General features: G+C 72.2%; 17 protein-coding genes. 9 read left to right on the forward strand and 8 right to left on the reverse strand.

Annotation, left to right across the window (positions count from 1 at the left end; all coding sequences use genetic code 11):
• The first annotated feature begins 125 nt into the window (after positions 1-125).
• The 6 genes from WME85_RS38590 to WME85_RS38615 all read left to right on the forward strand — a co-directional run bounded on the left by WME85_RS38590 (position 126) and on the right by WME85_RS38615 (position 7,397).
• Positions 126-1,652, forward strand: coding sequence for a deoxyribodipyrimidine photolyase (locus WME85_RS38590; RefSeq protein WP_437828264.1), 1,527 nt, complete (start codon positions 126-128; stop codon positions 1,650-1,652).
• 104 nt (positions 1,653-1,756) lie between these two features.
• The gene (locus WME85_RS38595) at positions 1,757-2,545 is read left to right on the forward strand and encodes a VTT domain-containing protein (RefSeq protein ID WP_437828267.1); all 789 of its coding nucleotides are present in this window, start codon (positions 1,757-1,759) and stop codon (positions 2,543-2,545) included.
• A gap of 215 nt (positions 2,546-2,760) precedes the next feature.
• The gene (locus tag WME85_RS38600) at positions 2,761-4,344 is read left to right on the forward strand and encodes a protein kinase domain-containing protein (RefSeq protein ID WP_437828269.1); all 1,584 of its coding nucleotides are present in this window, start codon (positions 2,761-2,763) and stop codon (positions 4,342-4,344) included.
• Between the two features lie 23 nt (positions 4,345-4,367).
• A complete protein-coding gene (locus WME85_RS38605; RefSeq protein WP_437828272.1) occupies positions 4,368-5,372 on the forward strand; it encodes a tetratricopeptide repeat protein in 1,005 nt (334 codons plus the stop codon).
• A gap of 199 nt (positions 5,373-5,571) precedes the next feature.
• On the forward strand, positions 5,572-6,021 hold the full coding sequence (locus tag WME85_RS38610; RefSeq protein WP_437828274.1) for a YciI family protein: 450 nt from the start codon (positions 5,572-5,574) through the stop codon (positions 6,019-6,021).
• Between the two features lie 92 nt (positions 6,022-6,113).
• On the forward strand, positions 6,114-7,397 hold the full coding sequence (locus WME85_RS38615) for an RNA polymerase sigma factor (protein WP_437828277.1): 1,284 nt from the start codon (positions 6,114-6,116) through the stop codon (positions 7,395-7,397).
• Between the two features lie 158 nt (positions 7,398-7,555).
• Here the strand turns inward: WME85_RS38615 and WME85_RS38620 are convergent, their stop codons facing one another.
• Positions 7,556-8,371, reverse strand: coding sequence for a Uma2 family endonuclease (locus tag WME85_RS38620; protein ID WP_437828279.1), 816 nt, complete (start codon positions 8,369-8,371; stop codon positions 7,556-7,558).
• A gap of 105 nt (positions 8,372-8,476) precedes the next feature.
• On the reverse strand, positions 8,477-9,808 hold the full coding sequence (locus WME85_RS38625) for an aminotransferase family protein (RefSeq protein WP_437828282.1): 1,332 nt from the start codon (positions 9,806-9,808) through the stop codon (positions 8,477-8,479).
• Positions 9,809-9,942: 134 nt separating this feature from the next.
• On the opposite strand from WME85_RS38625, the gene WME85_RS38630 reads away from it, so the two are divergent.
• On the forward strand, positions 9,943-10,728 hold the full coding sequence (locus WME85_RS38630) for a DUF481 domain-containing protein (RefSeq protein ID WP_437828284.1): 786 nt from the start codon (positions 9,943-9,945) through the stop codon (positions 10,726-10,728).
• A 54-nt stretch (positions 10,729-10,782) separates the two neighbouring features.
• Here WME85_RS38630 and WME85_RS38635 read toward each other — a convergent pair whose 3' ends face one another.
• The 3 genes from WME85_RS38635 to WME85_RS38645 all read right to left on the reverse strand — a co-directional run bounded on the left by WME85_RS38635 (position 10,783) and on the right by WME85_RS38645 (position 13,734).
• Positions 10,783-11,106, reverse strand: coding sequence for a hypothetical protein (locus tag WME85_RS38635; RefSeq protein WP_437828286.1), 324 nt, complete (start codon positions 11,104-11,106; stop codon positions 10,783-10,785).
• A 357-nt stretch (positions 11,107-11,463) separates the two neighbouring features.
• Positions 11,464-12,726, reverse strand: coding sequence for a pectate lyase family protein (locus tag WME85_RS38640; protein WP_437828289.1), 1,263 nt, complete (start codon positions 12,724-12,726; stop codon positions 11,464-11,466).
• 438 nt (positions 12,727-13,164) lie between these two features.
• Positions 13,165-13,734 (reverse strand): sugar O-acetyltransferase, encoded by a 570-nt coding sequence (locus WME85_RS38645; protein ID WP_437828292.1) that lies wholly within the window; start codon positions 13,732-13,734, stop codon positions 13,165-13,167.
• A 297-nt stretch (positions 13,735-14,031) separates the two neighbouring features.
• On the opposite strand from WME85_RS38645, the gene WME85_RS38650 reads away from it, so the two are divergent.
• Positions 14,032-14,454 (forward strand): Nif11-like leader peptide family RiPP precursor, encoded by a 423-nt coding sequence (locus WME85_RS38650; protein WP_437828295.1) that lies wholly within the window; start codon positions 14,032-14,034, stop codon positions 14,452-14,454.
• A 209-nt stretch (positions 14,455-14,663) separates the two neighbouring features.
• A complete protein-coding gene (locus WME85_RS38655; RefSeq protein WP_437828297.1) occupies positions 14,664-16,007 on the forward strand; it encodes a cytochrome P450 in 1,344 nt (447 codons plus the stop codon).
• 16 nt (positions 16,008-16,023) lie between these two features.
• On the opposite strand, the gene WME85_RS38660 is transcribed toward WME85_RS38655, so the two are convergent.
• The 3 genes from WME85_RS38660 to WME85_RS38670 form a co-directional block, all read right to left on the reverse strand.
• The gene (locus WME85_RS38660) at positions 16,024-17,457 is read right to left on the reverse strand and encodes a cytochrome P450 (protein WP_437828300.1); all 1,434 of its coding nucleotides are present in this window, start codon (positions 17,455-17,457) and stop codon (positions 16,024-16,026) included.
• Positions 17,458-17,583: 126 nt separating this feature from the next.
• Positions 17,584-18,783, reverse strand: coding sequence for a threonine--tRNA ligase (gene thrS, locus WME85_RS38665; RefSeq protein WP_437753273.1), 1,200 nt, complete (start codon positions 18,781-18,783; stop codon positions 17,584-17,586).
• 316 nt (positions 18,784-19,099) lie between these two features.
• Positions 19,100-19,711 carry a hypothetical protein gene (locus tag WME85_RS38670; protein WP_437828303.1) on the reverse strand — a complete coding sequence of 204 codons (612 nt, stop codon included), beginning with the start codon at positions 19,709-19,711 and terminating at the stop codon, positions 19,100-19,102.
• Between the last annotated feature and the right edge of the window lie 154 nt (positions 19,712-19,865).

The following is a 19,865-nucleotide window of genomic DNA, read 5'->3' on the forward strand; positions in this document are numbered from 1 at the left end:
CGTCTGCTGCTCGGCCGCCGTGATCGTGAGCGCGTTGAGCTTCGTGATCAGGTGCGCTGTCTTCCGGTCGTGCGGAGGCGCGGCGGCGCGGGCCGGGCTGCGCTGTGCTAGAGCACCGCCCGACCGTGATCTCGAGCAGCGTCCCCGAGCTTCGGCTCCGCACCCGCAACGCGATGCCCGTCCGCGAGGCCGGCGACCATGTCCTTTACTGGATGATCGCGAATCGCCGGACACGCCACAACTTCGCCCTGGAGCGCGCGATCGCCTGGTCGCTGGAGCTCGATCGGCCGCTCGTCGTGCTGGAGGCGCTCCGGTGCGGCTACCGGTGGGCGAGCGACAGGCTCCATCGCTTCGTGATCGACGGCATGGCCGACAACGCGCGCCGCTTCGCGGCGGCGGACGTGCTGTATCACCCCTACGTCGAGCCGGCCGAGGGGGCCGGCAAGGGGCTGCTCGGCGCGCTCGCGGCGCGGGCGTGCGTGGTGGTGACGGACGACTATCCCTGCTTCTTCCTCCCCCGGATGGTCGCCTCGGCGGCGCGGCAGGTGCCGGTCCGTCTGGAGCAGGTCGACTCGAACGGCCTCTTGCCTGTCCGCGCGGCCGACCGCGTGTTCACGACCGCGCGCTCCTTCCGCATCTTCTGGCAGCGGGTGATCGCCGATCACCTCGTCGCTCTCCCGGCGGTTGATCCGCTGAAGAAGGCGCGGCTCCGGCCGGCGGCTCCCCTCCCCCGCGCGATCGCGCGGCGGTGGCCCGCGGCCTCGCCGGCGCTGCTCGCGGGCGACCCTGCCGCGCTCGCGGCGCTCCCCATCGATCACGCGGTCCCGCCGGCGCCCTGCCGCGGCGGCCCGGAGACGGCCGGCAAGGAGCTCGCGCGCTTCGTCTCGGAGCGGCTCCCGCGCTACCTGGACGAGCGCGATCACCCCGACGCCGGCGCGGCGAGCGGCCTGTCGCCGTACCTGCACTTCGGCCACCTCGCGGCGCACGAGGTCTTCGCCGCGGTCGCCCGGCGCGAGGGCCTCCGCCTCGATCGACTCGGCCGGCCGGACGACGGCGTCAAGCGGCCCAGCGGCAGCCGCGAGGGGTTCTGGGGGATGAGCCCCTCGGCCGAGGCGTTCGTCGAGCAGCTCGTCACGTGGCGGGAGCTCGGGTTCAACGCCTTCGCGCTGGGGGCGAGCGAGGGCGACGGGCCGCGCCTCGCCTGGAAGCGCGAGCCGACCGAATACGAGTCTCTCCCGGACTGGGCGCTCGCGACGCTGAAGAAGCACGAGCGCGACCGGCGCCCGCGCGTCTATTCGCTCGAGGCGCTCGCGGCCGGCGCGACCTACGACCGGATCTGGAACGCGTCGCAGGGCGAGCTCCTCCGCGAGGGGCGGATTCACAATTACCTGCGGATGCTCTGGGGCAAGAAGATCCTGGAGTGGTCGCCGAGCGCGCGCGAGGCGCTCGAGGTGATGGTCGAGCTGAACAACCGGTATGCGCTCGACGGCCGCGATCCGAACTCTTATTCGGGCATCTTCTGGGTGCTCGGCCGCTACGATCGGGCCTGGGGCCCGGAGCGGGAGATCTTCGGTACGGTGCGCTACATGTCGTCCGAGAACACGGCGCGGAAGCTGCACCTCAAGGAGTACCTGGCGCGGTATGCGCGGTAGCAGCGGGCGCGGGCACCGCCGGGGGCCGCGCGCGAGGCGCCGGGGCGCTCGCCGTCGGGGATCCGGGCGATCGCGGCGCTGGGCTGCGGGGCGATCGAACGGGGGTGCCCTCGGCCGGCGGCGGCGCTGCCGAGCGCTGGCCGCGCCGCGGCGGCGCGGGTCGATGCGGGGCGTACGCGGGGTTCGACGCGGCCGCCGAGGTGAGCTATCGAGCGGGCGTGGAACTCCTCCGTGAATTTTTCAGCAAGCTGAGGGAGCTCGAGGAGCTCCTCAAGTGGGGCGGCTACCCGGTCCTGATGATCATCATCTTTGCCGAGACCGGGCTGCTCATCGGGTTCTTCCTTCCGGGCGACTCGCTGCTCGTCACCGCCGGGGTGCTGGTCAACGCGGGGCTCATCAACCCGCTCAACCTGACGAACTTCGAGAACCTGCTGCTGATGAACGTCACGCTGATGACGATGGCGATCATCGGCGACGCGGTGGGCTTCTCGATCGGGCGGCGCGCCGGGCCGAAGATCTTCTCGCGCGAGCAGTCGCTGCTGTTCCGCAAGGATCACCTGATCGCGACGCAGAAGTTCTACGAGAAGCACGGCGGCAAGACGATCATCCTGGCGCGCTTCATGCCGTTCGCTCGGACGTTCGCGCCGGTGGTGGCGGGCGTGGGTCAGATGGCATACCGGCGCTTCGCGATGTTCAATGTGGTTGGCGGCGTGCTCTGGGTCTTGTCGATGACCTTTATCGGGTACTTCCTTGGCAAGATCTTCAACGCGAAGCAGATCGAGCGGGTCGTCTACCTGATCGTCTTCGTCTCGGTGGCGCCGCTCGCCTTCGGGGCCATCAAGCACAGGCTCCAGCAGAAGAAGGCCGCCGAGCGGCTCGGGGCCGAGCCGTAAGAGGGGGCAGAGGCGCCGCCCAGGCGGGGCGAGGCTGACCGCGCCGGCGGGGGGAGACGGCGTTCGCAGCTCGGCCTGCATGGCTCACAGAGAGCCTTGTTCAACCGCCCCGGAGGCGGGAGCGAAGCAGGCGACTGCACGATTGACGACATCCTGTCAGCCGGCTGCAGCCTCTTGTACTCCGCACCACCCCCCGGCTACGCTCTCCTCCCACCATGCAGCAGCAGCACCCCGTGCCCTCCGGCGTCCCCGTCCCCGGCGACGTCCTCGCGGGCAAGTACCGCATCGAGCGCGTCCTCGGCGCCGGCGGTATGGGCGTGGTGCTCGCGGCCTGGCACCTCGTCCTGGAGCGGCGCGTCGCGGTCAAGTTCCTCCTCCCGGAGGCCGCCGCGCTCCCCGACGCCGGCGCTCGCTTCCTCCGCGAGGCCCGCGCCGCCGCCGCGCTCGACGGACAGCACATCGCGCGCGTCATCGACGTCGGCACGCTCGACTCGGGCGCGGCCTACATGGTGCTGGAGTACCTGACCGGCGACGATCTCGGCCACGTGCTCCAGACCCGCGGCCCCCTCCCGCTCGTCGAGGCCGCCGACTACCTCCTCCAGGCCTGCGAGGCGCTCGCCGAGGCCCACGCGCGCGGCATCATCCACCGCGACCTCAAGCCAAAGAACCTGTTCCTCACCCGCCGCCCCGACGGGACTCCCCTCCTCAAGGTCCTCGACTTCGGCCTGTCGAAGTTCATCGCCACCGGCGATTCCGTGAAGGAAGCGAGCCTGACGGCGACAGGCCTCATCATGGGCTCCATCCACTACATGTCGCCCGAGCAGATTCGCAGCCTGAAATACGCGGATGTGCGCACGGACATCTGGGCCCTCGGCGTGATCCTGTATCGCATGCTCACGGGGCGACACCCGTTCGAGGGCGACAGCATCACCGCGGTCACGGCGGCCATCATGATGGATACGCCCGTGTCCATCATGGCCCTGCGGCCGGATCTGCCGCCGGCCGTCGGGGCGCTCGTGAGCAGGTGCCTCACGAAGGACCCGGCCGCCCGCGTCCAGAGCGTGACCGAGATCGGCCGCGTGCTCTCGCCCTTCGGGTCGCAGCGCGCGAGGCTCTCGTTCGAGAGCATCGACCGGCTCCTGCCCGAGCCCGCCGCCCGCGCCGGATACCCGCCCGTGGCGGGCGCTCCCTCCGGGGCGCGCGGCGCGCTCGGCACCTCCTCGCCCTCGTGGGACGCGGCGCCCGGCGCGCCCGAGGACACGACGGCCCCCATGCCGGTTCGCCCGGACATGACCTCGGCGCACGGGAGCGACGCGGCGGGGACGGCGCACGGGACGCTGCCCCACGCTTCCTGGGGCAACACAACGCGAGCCCGCGTGCCGCGCAGCCGCGTGGCGCTGCTCGCCGGCGCTGCGGGCGCGCTCGTCCTGGCCGGGTTCGCCCTCGCGTGGCGGCTGACCGCGAGCGCGCCCGCGGACAGCAGCGCCAGCGCCCCGCTGGTCTCGACCGCGGCGCCCGAGCCCGCGTCGGCGTCCCCGGGCGCTGCCAGCGCGGTGACGGTGATACCCACCGGTGCCGCCACGGAGACCGCGCCCCCTGGGCCCGCGGCCACCCCAGAGCCCTCCGCGAGCCCCTCCGCCGCCCCCGAGGCGAAGACAGCGCCGCGCCCCACGGCGCCAGCGCCGGTGAAGGTGAAGTCGACCGGAAGCGCCGCAACGCCGGCCCCGGCAAGACCGTCGGCCCCAGCGGGGGCCAGCTCATCCAGGACGCCCAGAAACCATCGGGAGATTTTCGATTGAGGCGAACAGGAGTTCTTCCGGCGATGCGCTGCGCGCTGTCGCTCGCTGTCCTCTGCGCCATGAGCCACCCGGCGTCGGCGCAGCCCAAAGCCCCCAAGGACGCGGCCTATGAGCTCTTCCAGCAGGGGCTCGTGCTGGCGGAGGCGCACGACTGCCCCCGTGCGATTCCGCTCTTCCGCAAGAGCCAGGAGACCTATCCGGCGCGCGGCACCCTGTACAACCTCGCCCTGTGCGAGAAGGAGATCGGCCAGGTGGCGAGCGCCTGGCGGCACCTCAAGGAGCTGCTGCCGCAGCTGGCGCCCGGCGACCCCCGCCTCCCCACCGCCAAGCAGGAGCTCACGTCGCTCGAGCCGCGCCTGCCCAGGCTGGTCATCAAGCTCGCCCCGGGCGCGCCGGCGCCAGCGGAGCTGCTCCTCGATCGAGCCCCGCTGCCGCAGACCAGCGTCGGCAGCGAGCTCCCGGTCGATCCCGGGGACCACGTGCTCGTCGTGAGATGGGCAGACGGCCGGCAGACCGAGACGCGCGAGTCGCTCCCGGAGGGCGTGCGCAAGGACGTCCGCCTCGAGCCGCCCCCGGCCGCCGCCACGCCGCCTCCGGCACCCGTGCCGGCCGGCGCCACGCCGCATCCGGCCCCCGTGCCGGACGCGGCGCAGGCCCCCTCGCCTCCCCGGGACGCGCCCTCGACGCCCCCCTCCAGCGGCCGGCGCACGCTCGCGTTCGCGATCGGCGGCGTCGGCGCCGCGGCCGTGGGCGTGAGCCTCATCACGGGCGGGCTCGCGCTCGGCACGAAGGGCGACCTCGAAGAGGAATGTCCGACCCCCTCGCGGTGCAGCGATGACGGCATGTCCCTCAGGTCACGAGGTCAGACGCTCACCACCACGAGCACCGTGCTCGGCGCCGTCGGGCTCGTCGGGCTCGGCGTCGGCGTGGTGCTCCTCCTGACCGCGCCGGAGCAGGGCACCTCGGTCGCCCTCACGCCCGCGATCCTGCCCGGCGGCGGCGGCGCGCTGCTGCGCAGCCGCTTCTGAGCTCCTCGCCCGGCGCAGCGGGCGGGCAAACAGCAGAATTCATCATACATTTCGGCCACTTAGAGACGTCATACAAAAAGATCGCCCGGCGTGTCGATCCCGCCGACCCCCGTTCGTCGTGACGATGAAGCCAGGGTTCAACCCCCGCCGGAGCCTCCCCGGAGGCCCAGCCCCAACCCGGAAGCAAGGAGACACGACCATGCGATTCATGATCCTGATCAAGGCCACCAAGGACAGCGAAGCGGGCGCCATTCCGGACGAGAAGCTCCTCACCGAGATGGGGAAGTTCAACGAGGAGCTGGTCAAGGCCGGCGTGCTTGTCGCGGGCGAGGGGCTCCACCCGAGCGCGAAGGGCGCGCGCGTCAGGTTCTCGGGCGACAAACGAACCGTGATCGACGGGCCCTTCGCCGAGACCAAGGAGCTGATCGCCGGCTTCTGGATCTGGGACGTGAAGTCGAAGGAAGAGGCCATCGAGTGGGTGAAGCGCTGTCCCAACCCGATGCTCGAGGAGTCCGAGATCGAGATCCGCCAGGTGTTCACGGCGGACGACTTCGGCCCCGCGCTCACGCCCGAGCTCAGGGAGCAGGAGGACCGCCTGCGCGCGCAGACCGAGGAGCGCCTGCGCGCGGAGTCGTCCGGAAAGCAGTAGCCGCGGCGCGCCCGGGGCTCGCGCCGGCGGAGGGCCCCTGCCCCGGCGGACGGGGCTTGCGCCGGCGGAGGAAGGTGCTCTGATCGGCGGCCGTGACGGCCCCCGATGTGCACCGCGCGATCCACGCGGTCTTCCGGATCGAGTCGGCCCGGCTCATCGCCGGGCTCGCGCGGATGGTGCGCGACGTCGGCCTCGCCGAGGAGCTCGCGCAGGACGCGCTCGTCACCGCGCTCGAACGGTGGCCGGAGTCGGGGGTCCCGGACAACCCGGGCGCCTGGCTCATGGCCACCGCGAAGCGCCGCGCGATCGACGAGCTCCGCCGGAACAAGCGGCTCGAGCGCAAGCACGAGGAGCTCGGCCACGAGATCGAGGCCCAGCGCGCGCGGGCCGCGCCGGATCTGGACGCCGCGCTCGACGACGACGTCGGCGACGACCTCCTGCGCCTCGTGTTCACGGCGTGCCACCCGGTCCTCTCGACCGAGGCGCAGGTGGCGCTCACGCTCCGCCTGCTCGGCGGCCTGACGACCGAGGAGATCGCGCGCGCGTTCCTCGTCCCGGAGCCGACCGTCGCCCAGCGCATCGTCCGCGCCAAGCGCGCCCTCGCCGAGGCGCGCGTCCCCTTCGAGGTCCCCCGCGGGGAGGAGCTCGCGCCCCGCCTGTCGTCGGTGCTCCAGGTCATCTACCTCGTCTTCAACGAGGGCTACTCGGCGACCGCCGGCGACGACTGGATGCGGCCCGCGCTCTGCGAGGACGCGCTCCGCCTCGGCCGCATCCTGGCCGAGCTCGTCCCGAAGGAGCCGGAGGTCCACGGCCTCGTCGCGCTCATGGAGATCCAGGCCTCGCGCTCCAGGGCGCGGGTCGGCCCGTCGGGAGAGCCGATCCTGCTCCTGGAGCAGAACCGCGCGCGCTGGGATCACCTCCTGATCCGCCGCGGCCTCGCGGCGCTCGAGCGCGCCGGGGCGCTCGGCGGCGCGCTCGGCCCGTACGCGCTCCAGGCCGCGATCGCCGCCTGCCACGCGCGCGCGCGCACCGCGGAGGAGACGGACTGGGCGCGCATCGCGGCGCTCTACGCGGCGCTCGCGCGGGTCGCGCCGTCGCCGGTCGTCGAGCTGAACCGCGCCGTCGCGCTGTCGATGGCGTTCGGCCCGGCCGCGGGCCTCGCCGTCGTCGACGCGCTGAGCTCGGAGCGCTCGCTCGAGAACTACCACCTCTTGCCGAGCGTGCGCGGCGACCTGCTCGCGAAGCTCGGCCGCCTCGGCGAGGCCCGCGCCGAGTTCGAGCGCGCGGCGTCGCTCACGCGCAACGCGCGCGAGCGCGAGCTGCTCCTCGGGCGCGCCGCCGAGTGCGCCCGCAGCTCGGCGCCGCCGCCGCGGTGACGGGGGGCGCGGCGTCCCGGAGCGAGCCAGGAGGACGCGGGCCCGCCGCCGGGGAAGACGCGGCCCGCCGCCGGGGAAGACGCGGCCCGCCGCCGGGGAAGACGCGGCCCGCCGCCGGGGAAGACGCGGCCCGCCGCCGGGGAGCGGCGGCCGCCGGATCAGCCTCGGTCGACCGCCGCTGCGAACGCCGCCCCGCTCGCCGCCGTCGCCGCGCTGGTCAGCCACCGCTCGAGCGCCGCCGGCTCCTCGCACGCGAGCACCCGCGCCTGCACCGCCTCGGGCACCGCGATCCCCCGGGCCGAGAGCACCGCGAGGATCGCGCGTGCCTGGGTGCGCGCCTGCACCCACTCGTCCGTGAACCGCGATGCGTCGCGCTCCTCGAACAGCGCCGCGACGGGCACGGCGCCGAGGCCGTGCTTGCCCAGCTCCGGCAGGAGCGGCACGTCCGCGCCCGGCCGGTAGGTGATCGACGCCGTCCCCGGCCGCACGACCTCGAGCTCTCGCCGCTCCGCGTGCGCGATCCACACCCAGGGCCACTCGTGCTCCAGGTAGAGCTTCACCTTCTCCTCGAGGTAACGCCTCGACTGCGTCCCCCGGATCTCGACGGCCAGCACCGGGGTGCCGCGGTATGCGTCGTTCCGCGGCGACGAGAGATCGCCCACGACCACCACGTCCGGCGCCCGGAGCGACGGCCCCCCGGGGTCGCTGAGGTCGCAGTAGACGTCCGTCATCACCGTGAACCCCTCGCGCGCGTGCGTGCGGAAGAGGGCGGCGAGCAGGGCCATCACGATGCCGTGGATATCCTTGCTCCCCATCTGCTCTATCAGCTCCCCGCGGTGCAGCTCCCACGGGCTGCCGTCGTAACAGTCGGCCTCCGTGCCCAGCCGGCGGCCGGTCGGGCCGAAGTCCCGCAGCTCGATCGGCCCCGTGTCCCGGGGCGGACGGGGCTGCAAGCCGTTCGTGCGTGCCGTCATGCTCGCGAGCATAGCACGGCGCGCGCGCGCCCCTGCCCGGCGCGCTCGCGACGACCAGAGGCCGGTCGGACAGCCTGCCAGAGGCCGCCTCGCCCGCGGAGCGCCTCAGGCCGCGAGCTTCTGATCCGCCACGTCGAGCGCCGCGTCGAGCGCCGCGATGCCCTCGTCGATCTCCGCCTCGCTGACGATGAGCGGCGGCGCCACGATCAGGTGGCTCACCCACCCCATGATGGACACCCCGCGCTTCGCCGCCTCGGCGACCACCGCGTCGACCACCAGCGGCCGCCGGGCCGCCTTGTCCTGCGGGACGTTGAACGGCTCCTTCGTCGCGCGGTCCTTCACGAGCTCCACCGCCCAGAACAGGCCGAGCCCGCGCACGTCGCCGATCGAGGGGTGCTTCTCCTTCAGGGCGCGGAGCCTCTCGCCCACGATCTCACCCATCTTCGTCGAGCGGTTCAGGAGGTCCAGCCGGCGATACTCGTCGATCGCGGCGATCACCGGGGCCAGCGTGAGCGGGTGGGCCTCGTAGGTGTGGCCGTGAGCGAACATGTTGTCATCGAAGTAGTCCGCGATCGCGCGGGAGGTCGCCACGACCCCGAGCGGCGCGGCCGCGTTCGTCACGCCCTTCGCGGTCGTCAGGATATCCGGCACCACGCCCCAGTGATCGACGGCAAACCACTTTCCGGTCCTGCCCCAGCCGCTCATCACCTCGTCCGCGATGAGGAGCACGCCGCGCTTCCGCGCGACCTCCGCGATCCTCGGCAGGTACTCGGCCGGCGGGATGAGGACGCCGTTCGTGCCCACGATCGGCTCGACGAGCACCGCCGCCACGTTCTCCTCGTGGTCGATCATGTAGGCCAGGTAGTCGGCGCACGCGACGCCGCACTCGGGGTAGCTCCGGCCGAGCGGACAGCGGTAGCAGTTCACCTCCGGGCCGAACACGACGCCCGGGATCTTGCCCGTCGGCTCGATGAACCAGCGGCGGAAGTCCCCGGTCGCCGCGACCGAGCCCGCCGTCGAGCCGTGGTACGACGTGTAGCGCGCGATGATCTTGTGCTTGCCCGTGTAGAGCCGCGCCATCTTGAACGCCGCCTCGTTCGCCTCCGTGCCCGACGTCGCGAAGAAGAACTTGTCGAGCCCCTTCGGCATCACCTCGAGGAGCTTCTGCGCCGCCCTGGCCCGCACCTCGCACGTGTGCGCCGGGCTGATGTAGGCGAGCTGCCTCGCCTGCGCGCAGATGGCCTCGATCACGGCCTCGTTCTGGTGGCCGAGGTTCGAGCAGATGAGCTGGGAGGACAGGTCCAGGTAGCGCTTGCCGGACGCGTCCCAGAAGGCGCACCCCTCCGCGCGCGTGACGTGGATCGGCTTCCAGCCGCGCTGGGCGCGCCAGGTGCCGTACGTGTGCTTCGTGGTCAGCTCGACGATGTCATCGCTCATGGCAACCTTCGCGGTTCGAGGAGGCGCCCAGCGTAGAGGGTGATCCGACCTCCTCGCACGCGAATTTCCCCGGAGCCGCCCGCCCGCTCCCGCGCGCTCGCCGCGCGCCGCGCGATCGCCTAAAGCGGAAGGCCGTGATCCGTCCTTATCGCCTCGCTTGCTCGCTGCTCGCCCTCTCGCTCGCGCTCCTCGCCTCCTCGGCCGGCGCCCAGATCGTCAATGTCCACCCGCTGATCGCGGCGAACGGGGGCAAGGACGGGTTCGCCATCGCCGTCGAGGGCTCGGCCGACGTCCGGACCGGCAACACGCGGCTCGTCGCGCTCTCCGGCAGCGCCATCGCGGGATACCGCGCCGGGCGTCACCAGGCCTTCCTCATGACGCGCGCCGAGTTCTCCGAGGAGAACGGCGACCCGATCGTGAACAAGGACCTCGAGCACCTCCGCTACCGGCTCGCGATCACGGGGCCGCTCGAGGGCGAGGTGTTCGTCCAGCACGACCGGGACGACTTCCGGCGGCTCGCGCTGCGGGCGCTCGCCGGCGCCGGGCCGCGGCTCCGGGTCGCGCCCATCGAGGGCTTCGAGGCCGCCGTCAGCGTGGCGCTCCTGCTCGAGCACGAGCGGCTCGCGGCGGGCCCGGAGCCGGACGCGGGCGAGCGCGTGACCGACGCGCGGCTGTCGGCGTATCTCGTGCTCTCGTCCTCGGTCACGCCCCACCTCAAGCTCGGCAACACCTTCTACCTCCAGCCGCGGCTCGGCCGCGCCGGGGACGTGCGCGTGCTCAGCGAGACATCGATCCTCGCCGCGGCGACGAAGCACCTCTCGCTCAAGCTGTCGTTCAGCTCGGCCTACGACGCCGCGCCGCCGGCGGGCGTCCTCCCGCTCGACGCGACGCTGAAGAGCACGCTCCAGGTGAGCTTCTGAGCCGCCTCGCGCCGGCGCGCGGCCCGACCGGCGCCGCCGGCGACGCCAGCGCCCTCAGGGCGCGGCCCCGCCCTCCGCCTGCGCCACGTCCCGGAGGCGGGCGACGCGGTACTCGAGCCGGGAGATGACCTCCTCCTTGGTCGCGCCGTCGCCCACGTCCATCAGCACCTTCTGACACATCGCGCACATCTCCAGGAGGTGGGACCGGAGGCCCTCGGGGGTGCACTTCCCGCTCCTCAGCTCGTCGAGCCGCCTCGCGAGGCCCGCCGTCTCGTGGCCAGCCTGGGCCGGATCCCCGGCGGCCGCCGGGTCGTTCCAGCGCGCCGAGCTGGCCTCGCACAAGAAACACGCACCACCTTCGATAGGTTTTTGCAGCATGGCTCTCCTCGCGCCTCCTCGCGCCGTGGGTCTGGAAGGACATCCTGGAGCCGCTCGCCCGGATCACAAGCCGGCCAGGCCTCCGTCGCGGACCGGGGAGCGGGCCGAGGCCGATGAGCCCGCCGCAGCGTCGGCGAGATGCGCGGCGGGGTGAGCCGCACGCCGAAGGCGCGCGGCGGCTCCGCGGTGACGACCCACCTCGATCTGCCCGACGTCGGCGCGACCTGGGAGCGCGCGCTCGAGGCGGGCGCGACGGTCGCGCTGCCGCTCGGGGACATGTTCTGGGCGCGGGGATGGCCCAGGCCGGCGCGCCCTGACAAGGTCGGCTCCGCCGGCCACCAGGTGACGGGGAGGCGGCTACTCCATCCCGGTCAGCTTCCCTGCGCCAGCGTGGCTCATGACCACAGCCGGGATGTCGGCCGCCGGATCAGGGGTGGTTGCGTAGTACGTCCCCGGGTCGAACCCTCTCCCGTTCTCGACGCCGCCGTGCAGCGTCTCGCCCACGAGGTTGGTGTCTGTCCATGTCAGATCCGTCCCGCCGTAGTCCTTCGAGGTGCGCTTGACGACATCAACGTAGTTGCCGTCCGCGTGCACGGAGGCGCCCGTGCCGAGGCCGATGAAGTAGTCGTTGATCTCGTTCGCGAAGTTGTTGAAGACGTGCGCCTGGCCGAACCGCACGCGTGGGTTGCGCTGGATGGTGTGGTCGAACCAGTTGTGATGGTAGGTGACGTGCAGGCGCCCGGTGTCCTGCGGGCCGTTGCTGTCATCGTGGCCCAGCAACATGGTCTTGTCCGTCTCCACGAAGTGGTTCCACGAGACCGTCACCCAGTCCGACCCGCGCTTGACGTCGACGGAGCCGTCGTAGCTCTTGTAAAACGTGTTGTGGTCCACCCACACGTGGTGCGAGTAGCACTGCACGTTGATCGAGTCGTCCGTCGAGTTGATGAACGTCAGGTTGCGGATGACGACGTTGGAGATGGGCGTGAAGAGCGATGCCTTGTCGGGATCGCACGTGACGCCGTGAGCAGCGACAAGGTCCGGCGTCCAGCCGTTGACGTCGAGACCGAAGCCGTCGATCGTCGCGCTCGCGCCCAGGCCGATGAGGGTCTTGTTGGAGCCCACGTCCAGCATCTCCACGCCCCCGGGGCCGGCGATGGTGCCCGAGATCCGGATCACCCTCGGGGTGTGATCGGCCACGGCGGCGGCCAGCTCCGCATAGGAAGTCACGGTCACGACCTCGCCACCGGCGCCGCCCGTCGTGGTGTCCAGGCCATCGGCGCTGTGGGCCGCGAAGCCCACCAGGGTGGGGTCTCCATTCGAGCCGCCGCCCGTGGAGGACGTGCCCGGGCCGCCGCCCGTGGACGAGGCGCCCGGGCCGCCGCCCGTGGACGACGCGCCCGGGCCGCCGCCCGTGGACGACGCGCCCGAGCCGCCGCCTGACGAGGTGCCGATGCCGGACGACGTGCCCGAGCCGCCGCCCGAGGAAGATCCGCTGTCGGGACTGCCGCTCGACGAGGAGGAGCCGTCCGGAGCGGCGACGCCTCCAGGGTCGGGCTCCGTGCCGTCGTCCGTCGCGCTCTGGCCGCAGGCGGCGAGGAGCGTCACGCATCCGAGCGCCATCGCTGCTGCGCGCAGCGTCGACCTCCTCGTTGCGACATCAAGCTGAGATTTGAAATGATGGATGCTCACGAGTTCCCTCTCAAGCAAAGCGCCTCGTCCGCAGCTCGTGAAATCGAGCGCTGATCGGTTCCATGCACACGGCGATCCAGCGCCGCGCGACGGACCGGCCGGTGAGGCATCCTGTCGGTCTTGATGGGAGCGATCTCGGGGACGCTCGCCGGATGGGCGCCCAGGAGAGCTGTCAACCGGCGCTTGACACGGGTTGACGGCTGCAGTTGACGGCCGCGCGCTGGCCTGGCCGATCGTGGGCCATCCGCGCGTGCCGGCTCACGGGTGAGGCGAGCTGACGGACGCCGCGCGGGTCGGCGGCTGCTCGAAGGACGTGGGCGCGAAGATCACCGGCACGTCGCGGCGAGCGAGCCCGGCGCCGGACTCGCCTCATGCCCCCTGTGGCTCGAGGAGCTGGCGCACCACCCGGCACGGGTTGCCGGCGGCGAACACGTTGGCCGGGATGTCCCGGGTGACCACGCTGCCGGCGCCGATCACCGTGCCGGCGCCGATGCGCACGCCGGGGCAGAGGATCGCGCCGCCGCCGATCCACACGTCGGAGCCGATCTCCACGGGGCGCGAGAACTCCACCCCGGTGCGCCGCTCGGCGGCGGACATCGGGTGGTTCACCGTGTAGATCTGCACCGCCGGGCCGAACAGGACGTTGTCGCCGATGCGCACCGGGCCGACGTCCAGGACCACGCAGTTGAAGTTGAAGAACACCCGCTCGCCCAGCGAGATGTTGGTGCCATAATCGCAGTAGAAAGGCGGCTCGATCCAGGCGACGACCGGCGCGCCGAACAGCTCCTGGATCAGGCGGGCACGCTCGTCCTGCTGCTCGTCGCGGGTGGCGTTCAGCGCCTGACACAGGTCGCGCGCGCGGCGGCGCTCGGCGGTCAGCTGGGGGTCGCGGAAGTCGTACAGCTCGCCCGCCAGCATCTTTTCTTTCTCGGTCTTCATCCTCTTCCCTTGTCGGTGAGCATGCGCCGGAAGTACCGCGCCCCGCGCGGCCGGTCCAGGGAGAGCGGTCGCGCGGGTTGCGCGGGATCTCGCGCAACCACGCGCGACTCGCGCAATCACGCGCTCAACCGCGCGCGCAACCGACGTCGCGAACGCGCCGGTTCTCGGCCATCTCGCGCGCCCGCGGCGCTGGCGCGGGACCTGCTCTGACGTGAAGAGGAGTGACGACGGACGGCGCGCGGCGCGCCGCCGCCGCCGCCCCGTGACCTCGGGCGGCCCGAAGGAGGACTCATCACCATGAACGAACAGCTCGCGACGACCGGTTTCTCTCGCATGGATCAGGGAACGAGGGCAGGAGACGTGAACAGGAGCGACGCGCGCGCGTTCCTGGCGCGGGTCGAGGTGGACGAGCGCCTCGCCGAGAAGATGGCGGAGGCCGACGGGGACATGGCGCGCATCCTCGCGATCGCCGCCGAGGCGGGGTGTGCGTGCACCGCGCAGGAGCTCGCGAGGGCCTATGAGGAGCACGTGCGCGCCGAGCCCGGCGCCTCGGCCGACGACTTCGGGTATCCGGTGATCTACCTGAGCCTCCGCGCGCCCTCGGATCTCAGCCACGCGGCGGTCTACCTGAGCCTCCGCGCGCCCTCGGATCTCAGCCACGCGGCGGTCTACCTGAGCCTCCGCGCGCCCTCGGACGCCGGCCTCCCGATGACTGCCTGAACAAACCGCGCGCGCCCTCGAGCGTGGAAGCGCTATCGGTCCGACCCGACCTCCGAGGCGAGCCTCGGGTCGGGCCGCCGGCGTCCGCTCCCTCGAGAGCGCGCGGTCCGGACAGCGACCCCGCCGCCGTGGCGCGGCCGGCGGCGCCGTGCTCGCGATCTCACCCCCTTGCGTGCAAACCACGTTGAGCGCTCTCAAGAGGACTTTCCATGAGCTCATCCCCCGGTCCGAAAGGGCACCCGCTGCACGGCTCCTGGCCGGAATTCCGCGCGGATCCCCTCGCATTCCTGCTCGATGGCACGCTGGCGTACGGCGATTTCTTCCGGTTCCGTCTGGGGCTGCAGCAGTACTTTGCCGTCTCGGATCCGACCGCGATCCAGAAGGTGTTCTCGGACCGGGAAGGCTTCACCGACAAGACACCGCCGCACCGGATGCAGGACGCGTATCCGCGGAGCGTCGCCCGCCTCGAGGGGAGCGAGCACCTCGAGCGCCGGAGGGCGCTCGCGCCGGCGTTCCAGCGGGAGGCGGTCCTCGCGCGCGCCGAGGGCGCCGCGCGCGTCGTGCGCGAGGCGCTCGGGCGGCTGCGCACCGGCGAGGCGCGCGCGGCGCTGCCGGTGCTCGAGGACGTCGCCCTGCGGAGCGCGTCGATGCTGCTCCTCGGCGACGCGGGAGAGCGGGTCGTGGAGCACATCGCGGCCGAGCTGCCGCGCGTGGAGGCGTGGCTCGGGCACGCCGCAGACGACGAGGCGGCCTACGACCAGGCGAGAGAGGCGCTGGCGGCGTCGATCAGGGAGGCGGCGGAGCACCGCCGCGCCGCCGGGAGCCCCGGTACCCCCGATCTGCTCGACCCGCTCGTGCGCGCCGTGGACGCCGGGCAGATGGACGAGCAGGCCATGATCGACGAGATCGTGATGATGCTGGTGACGCACGTGCCGACGGCCGCGGCCTCGGCCTGGGCGCTTTACGAGCTCGCTCAGCGCCCGGAGGTGCGGAGCAGCCTCGAGGAGGAGCTCGACGCGACCGGCGCGCACGGCGCCGAGGTGGAGCGCGCCTCGCTGCTCTCCGCGGTGGTGCTGGAGACGCTGCGGCTGCACCCGCCGGTATGGGTGCTGGCGCGCGAGGCGCGGAGGGAGTTCCGCCATGGGCCGCACGCGGTGACCACCGGCAACGAGGTGCTCGTGAGCCCTTATGTCATGCAGCGGCTCCCGCGCTACTGGAAGCGTCCGGAGGCGTTCCTGCCGGAGCGCTTCCTGGCGGGCTCACCATGGCACGAGGATCGCCCGTCGGCGGCGTTCCTGCCGTTCGGGCTCGGGATCCGGAAGTGCATCGGCGAGCGGACAGCCATCCTGCAAATGAAGCTGATGCTGGCCGCGCTCGTGCGGGAGTTCCGTTTCGAGCTGCCCGCCGGGTACGAGGCGGGCGTCGGCGGCCGGCGGCCGCTCGTGCCGCGGGACGGCTTGCCGCTCCTCCTGGAGCGGCGCAGCAGGACGGAGCGCTGGTTGCGGGGTGATGCGGTGGCTGGTGGTGCTGCCATCTCCGCATCGAGCCGGTGAGGCCGGCGAGCGGCGCTCAGGAGAAGCCCATGGGGCACCGCGCCGCCGGCGGCGCGGTGACGTCCCCGAGCGCCGGCTCCGCCTGGCTGCCCTGGACCGCGGTGTCCGTGCCCTCCGCCGCGCGCCTTTCCCGCTCTCCTTCCATGATCATCGCCACTCGCCCGCTCGGCCCCATGGTGAGCCCCCGTCGCGCGTGCTGGACGGGCGCCTGGCTCTCCAGCCGCAGCCGGTACTTTCCGAGGATCGTGCCGAGCACGACCTTCATCTCGTACATCGCGAACGCAGCGCCCAGGCACCGGCGGGCGCCGCCGCCGAAGGCGATGAACTCGAACGGAGAGAACTTCCGCTCGAGGAAGCGTGAAGGGCGGAATCGCTCGGGCGACGGATAGAGGTCCTCGCGGCCGTGCAGGAGCAGCGGAGAGGCCGCGACCGCCTCGCCGGCCGGGACGGTGTGGCCGTTCAGCTGGAATGGCCTCTTCACGACGCGAGCGACGTCCACCACCGGCGGGTGGATGCGGAGCGCCTCCAGACACACCGCCTCCAGGTAGGGGAGCGACGCCAGCGCGTCCGGCCCGGGCGCCGGGCCGAGCGCGTCGATCTCGTCGAGCAGGCGCGCGAGCACGGCCGGCTCGCGGTGCAGCCAGTACATCGCCCAGCCGAGCGACATCGCGGTCGTCTCGTGGCCCGCGAACAGGAGCGCGCGGAGCTGATCCGCGATCTCGGCGTCGCTCATGCCCACGCCGTCGTCGTGGCGAGCGCTCATCATGAGACCGAGGATGTCCTGCGAGGCGTCGCCCGCCGTCCGCCGCGTCCGGATCTCGTCGAGGAGCAACGCTTCGAGCGCCCTGGCCGCGCGCCGGTTGCGCGCGTAGGGGCCGAAGCCGGCGAACTCGCGGCGGAGCGCGGGGAGGATGATGAAGCTCGGGCTCAGCGACTCGATCAGCTCGAGCACGGCCTCGCGGGCCCTGCCGACGCGCGCCTCCCCCTTCACGCCGAAGACGACGCGGACGATCACGTCGAGCGCGATCGCCTGGGTCGCCGCGAGCATCGAGAACGAGCGGCCCGGCCGCCACCGCGACGCGACGTCCAGGCTGATGTCCGCGATCGCCTTGCCATAGGCGCGCATCGCCCCGGCGCTGAACGGCGGCCCGAGCAGCTTCCGGTCGCGCCGGTGGCGGGCGCCCGTCGTCACCACGACCGATGACGTCCCGAACACCGGCTCGGTCAGCTGGGCGCCCCAGACATCGAATCCGTCGGGGTCGGCCGTGTAGATCGCGCGGATCGCCTCGGGATCGCCCGTGATGGTGAGCATGCCGCTCGTCGACTTCACGCGAAACGTGGGGCCATACGCGGCGGCATAACGCCTGAACATGGGCTCGGGGGAGATGAATCCGGATCGGAGGTAGTCCACGAGGCTGAATGACGTCGGCCCGGGCGGCAGATTTCCCATCGTGTGGCTCCGCGGGTGAAGCGAGGGTTGTCGTCCTGTCCCCGGGCCTGACGCGCGAGGGCGCCGGGGATCGGTACGACACGCGCGCCGGCGTCCGGTTCCGGAAGATCGCCGGCGCGCGCTCGTTCAGGACTGCAGCTCGCTCCGCCGCACGACCTCGACGACCGCCTCGTCGAGCGGGAGCTCGCGCTGCTGCCCCCCCTCGCGCTCCCGGAGCGCCACGGAGCGGCGCTCGGCCTCGCGCTTGCCGACCACCGCGACGAGGGGGATCGCGGACGCGTGCGCGACGGCGATCTTCCGCGACAGCGAGTCGTCGCCCGCGTCGAGGATCGCGCGCACCCCCTTCTGCTGGAGCCGCTTCAGGACCTCCTCGGCATAGGCGCGCTGCGCGTCTGTCACCGGCACGACGACGACCTGCTCGGGAGATAGCCAGAGCGGGAGCGCGCCCCGGTAATGCTCGAGCAGGATGCCCAGGAAGCGCTCCAGGCTGCCGAGCAGCGCCCGGTGCAGGAGGGCTGGTCGCCGGCGCGCGCCCGACGCGTCGACATAGGTGATGTCGAAGCGCTCCGGCAGCACGAGATCGAGCTGGATCGTCCCGCACTGCCAGCTCCGCCCGAGCCGGTCGCGCAGCACGAACTCGAGCTTGGGCCCGTAGAAGGCCCCCTCCCCGGGCTGCAGCCGGTACTCGAGCCCCGCGCTCCTCGCGGCGGCCGACAGCGCCGCCTCCGCCCGGTCCCACACTTCGTCGCTCCCGGAGCGCTCGGCGGGGCGCGTCGAGAAGCCAACCACCATGTCGTCGAAGCCGAAGCCAGCATAGAAGTCGCGGAGCGCGCTCGCGAAGCGCGCGACCTCTGCCTCGATCTGCTCCTCGACACAGAAGATGTGGCCGTCGTCCTGAGTGAACTGCCGCAGGCGGAAGAGGCCGTGGAGCGTGCCGCTCGGCTCGTCCCTGTGCACCATCCCGAACTCGCCGATCCGGAGCGGAAGATCCCGGTACGACGGCGCCATGCGCGCCACGATCTGCATGTGACCCGGGCAGTTCACGGGCTTGATGGCCGCGGCGTGATCCTCCTCGGACAGCCGAAACATGTTCGAGGAGAAATTGTCCCAGTGACCGCTGGCCTTCCAGATCGCCTGGCGCAGGATCAGCGGCGTGCGGACCTCTCGATAGCTGTCGCGCATCATCTGGCGCCGGATCGCCTCCTCCAGGAGGCGATAGAGCGCGAAGCCGCGCGCGTGCCAGAACACCATGCCGGGCGCCTCCTCCTGGAAGTGGAACAGGTCGAGGCGCTGGCCTAGAGAACGATGATCGTCTTCGTCGAGCATGTCAGTCTCCGTCGGCGATGCCGGCCAGACGGAGCGCTCGATGCGACGTGCCCCGTCCGGATTTCCGGCGGGGCTTGGTTTCGTGTGTTCGTCAGTTCACCGCACGCACACGAGACCAATCCCGCCGCTGCGGGTGGTGGTCGTCGTGGTCGCGGTGAAACCGGAGTTCACGAGGACATGTGTATCGCGCCGCGCAGGACTCGTCAAGCGGGACGTCTGCGTGGCTGCTTTCCGGCGCAGCGCGCGGCGGCATGGTCAGGGGGCAGCCGGGCGGACATGGCATGGGCTCTGTCGTCAACGCGCGTCACAACCCGCGTCAACGCGAGCGCGCCGGCGCGTCCCGCGCGACAGCGGCGCCGGATAGGTGGCCGGCGAGGGCGCGGGACAGGAGCACCGCCCCGGTGAAGAGGTAACCCGAGCACGAACGGACGACATCGTAGGAGCGGCCGATCAGCGGTGCGCTCCGGAGGATGTCCCCGAAGCTCCACATCTCCTCGTGGCGCGTGATCTGGAAGCGCTCGCCGGCGTCGATCAGGTCGAAATCGTAGGTCAGGATCATCCGCACGGGGGACGCGCGGCGCGGGGACAGCCTCAGGTGCATGGTGCTGTCGACGAGGGCGCGGCCCGCGTGGCGCGGCTCGGAGAGCTGCACGTGCAGCTGGGAGATGTCGAGGTCGAAACGGGCGCCGCCGCGCGCTCCGGAGAGATCGACCCGGTACGTCTCGACCCCGCGCACGCGCCGCCATGGATTGACGAACTCGATACCTGGGGACAGGTAGGGATAGACCTCCTTCTCCAGCGTCGCGGCCGGAACGCTCGTGTCGTACATGAGGAGCGCCAGCCGTCGGAAGCACTTCTCGAGGTCGGCGAGCCCGAGGCGCGGCAGCGTGGGGATCGTGAACGGGAGGCAGTTCACTTTTGTCGCCATGTCGTGACTCTCCATCTCGATGCGTTCCCCGCCCTGTGTGAAGCGCCGGCCCGAGCGGGGGAAGATGAAGGCCGAGACGCAACGGGCGGGCCGACGCGGAGCGGGCTCCCGGCGCGCGCGGCGACGCACGTGCCGCGCGCCGCGTGTCCGCCGC

It is taken from the genome of Sorangium sp. So ce1153, from assembly GCF_051521595.1.
GTDB lineage: Bacteria > Myxococcota_A > Polyangia > Polyangiales > Polyangiaceae > Sorangium.

Bases quoted from the DNA above. Each gene is read 5' to 3' on its own strand.
- WME85_RS38600 (WP_437828269.1), top strand. From the start codon at position 2,761: ATGCAGCAGCAGCACCCCGTGCCCTCCGGCGTCCCCGTCCCCGGCGAC.
- WME85_RS38605 (WP_437828272.1), top strand. From the start codon at position 4,368: ATGCGCTGCGCGCTGTCGCTCGCTGTCCTCTGCGCCATGAGCCACCCG.
- WME85_RS38610 (WP_437828274.1), top strand. From the start codon at position 5,572: ATGCGATTCATGATCCTGATCAAGGCCACCAAGGACAGCGAAGCGGGC.
- WME85_RS38620 (WP_437828279.1), bottom strand. From the start codon at position 8,371: ATGACGGCACGCACGAACGGCTTGCAGCCCCGTCCGCCCCGGGACACG.
- WME85_RS38625 (WP_437828282.1), bottom strand. From the start codon at position 9,808: ATGAGCGATGACATCGTCGAGCTGACCACGAAGCACACGTACGGCACC.
- WME85_RS38635 (WP_437828286.1), bottom strand. From the start codon at position 11,106: ATGCTGCAAAAACCTATCGAAGGTGGTGCGTGTTTCTTGTGCGAGGCC.
- WME85_RS38640 (WP_437828289.1), bottom strand. From the start codon at position 12,726: ATGGCGCTCGGATGCGTGACGCTCCTCGCCGCCTGCGGCCAGAGCGCG.
- WME85_RS38645 (WP_437828292.1), bottom strand. From the start codon at position 13,734: ATGAAGACCGAGAAAGAAAAGATGCTGGCGGGCGAGCTGTACGACTTC.
- WME85_RS38650 (WP_437828295.1), top strand. From the start codon at position 14,032: ATGAACGAACAGCTCGCGACGACCGGTTTCTCTCGCATGGATCAGGGA.
- WME85_RS38655 (WP_437828297.1), top strand. From the start codon at position 14,664: ATGAGCTCATCCCCCGGTCCGAAAGGGCACCCGCTGCACGGCTCCTGG.
- WME85_RS38660 (WP_437828300.1), bottom strand. From the start codon at position 17,457: ATGGGAAATCTGCCGCCCGGGCCGACGTCATTCAGCCTCGTGGACTAC.
- thrS (WP_437753273.1), bottom strand. From the start codon at position 18,783: ATGCTCGACGAAGACGATCATCGTTCTCTAGGCCAGCGCCTCGACCTG.
- WME85_RS38670 (WP_437828303.1), bottom strand. From the start codon at position 19,711: ATGGCGACAAAAGTGAACTGCCTCCCGTTCACGATCCCCACGCTGCCG.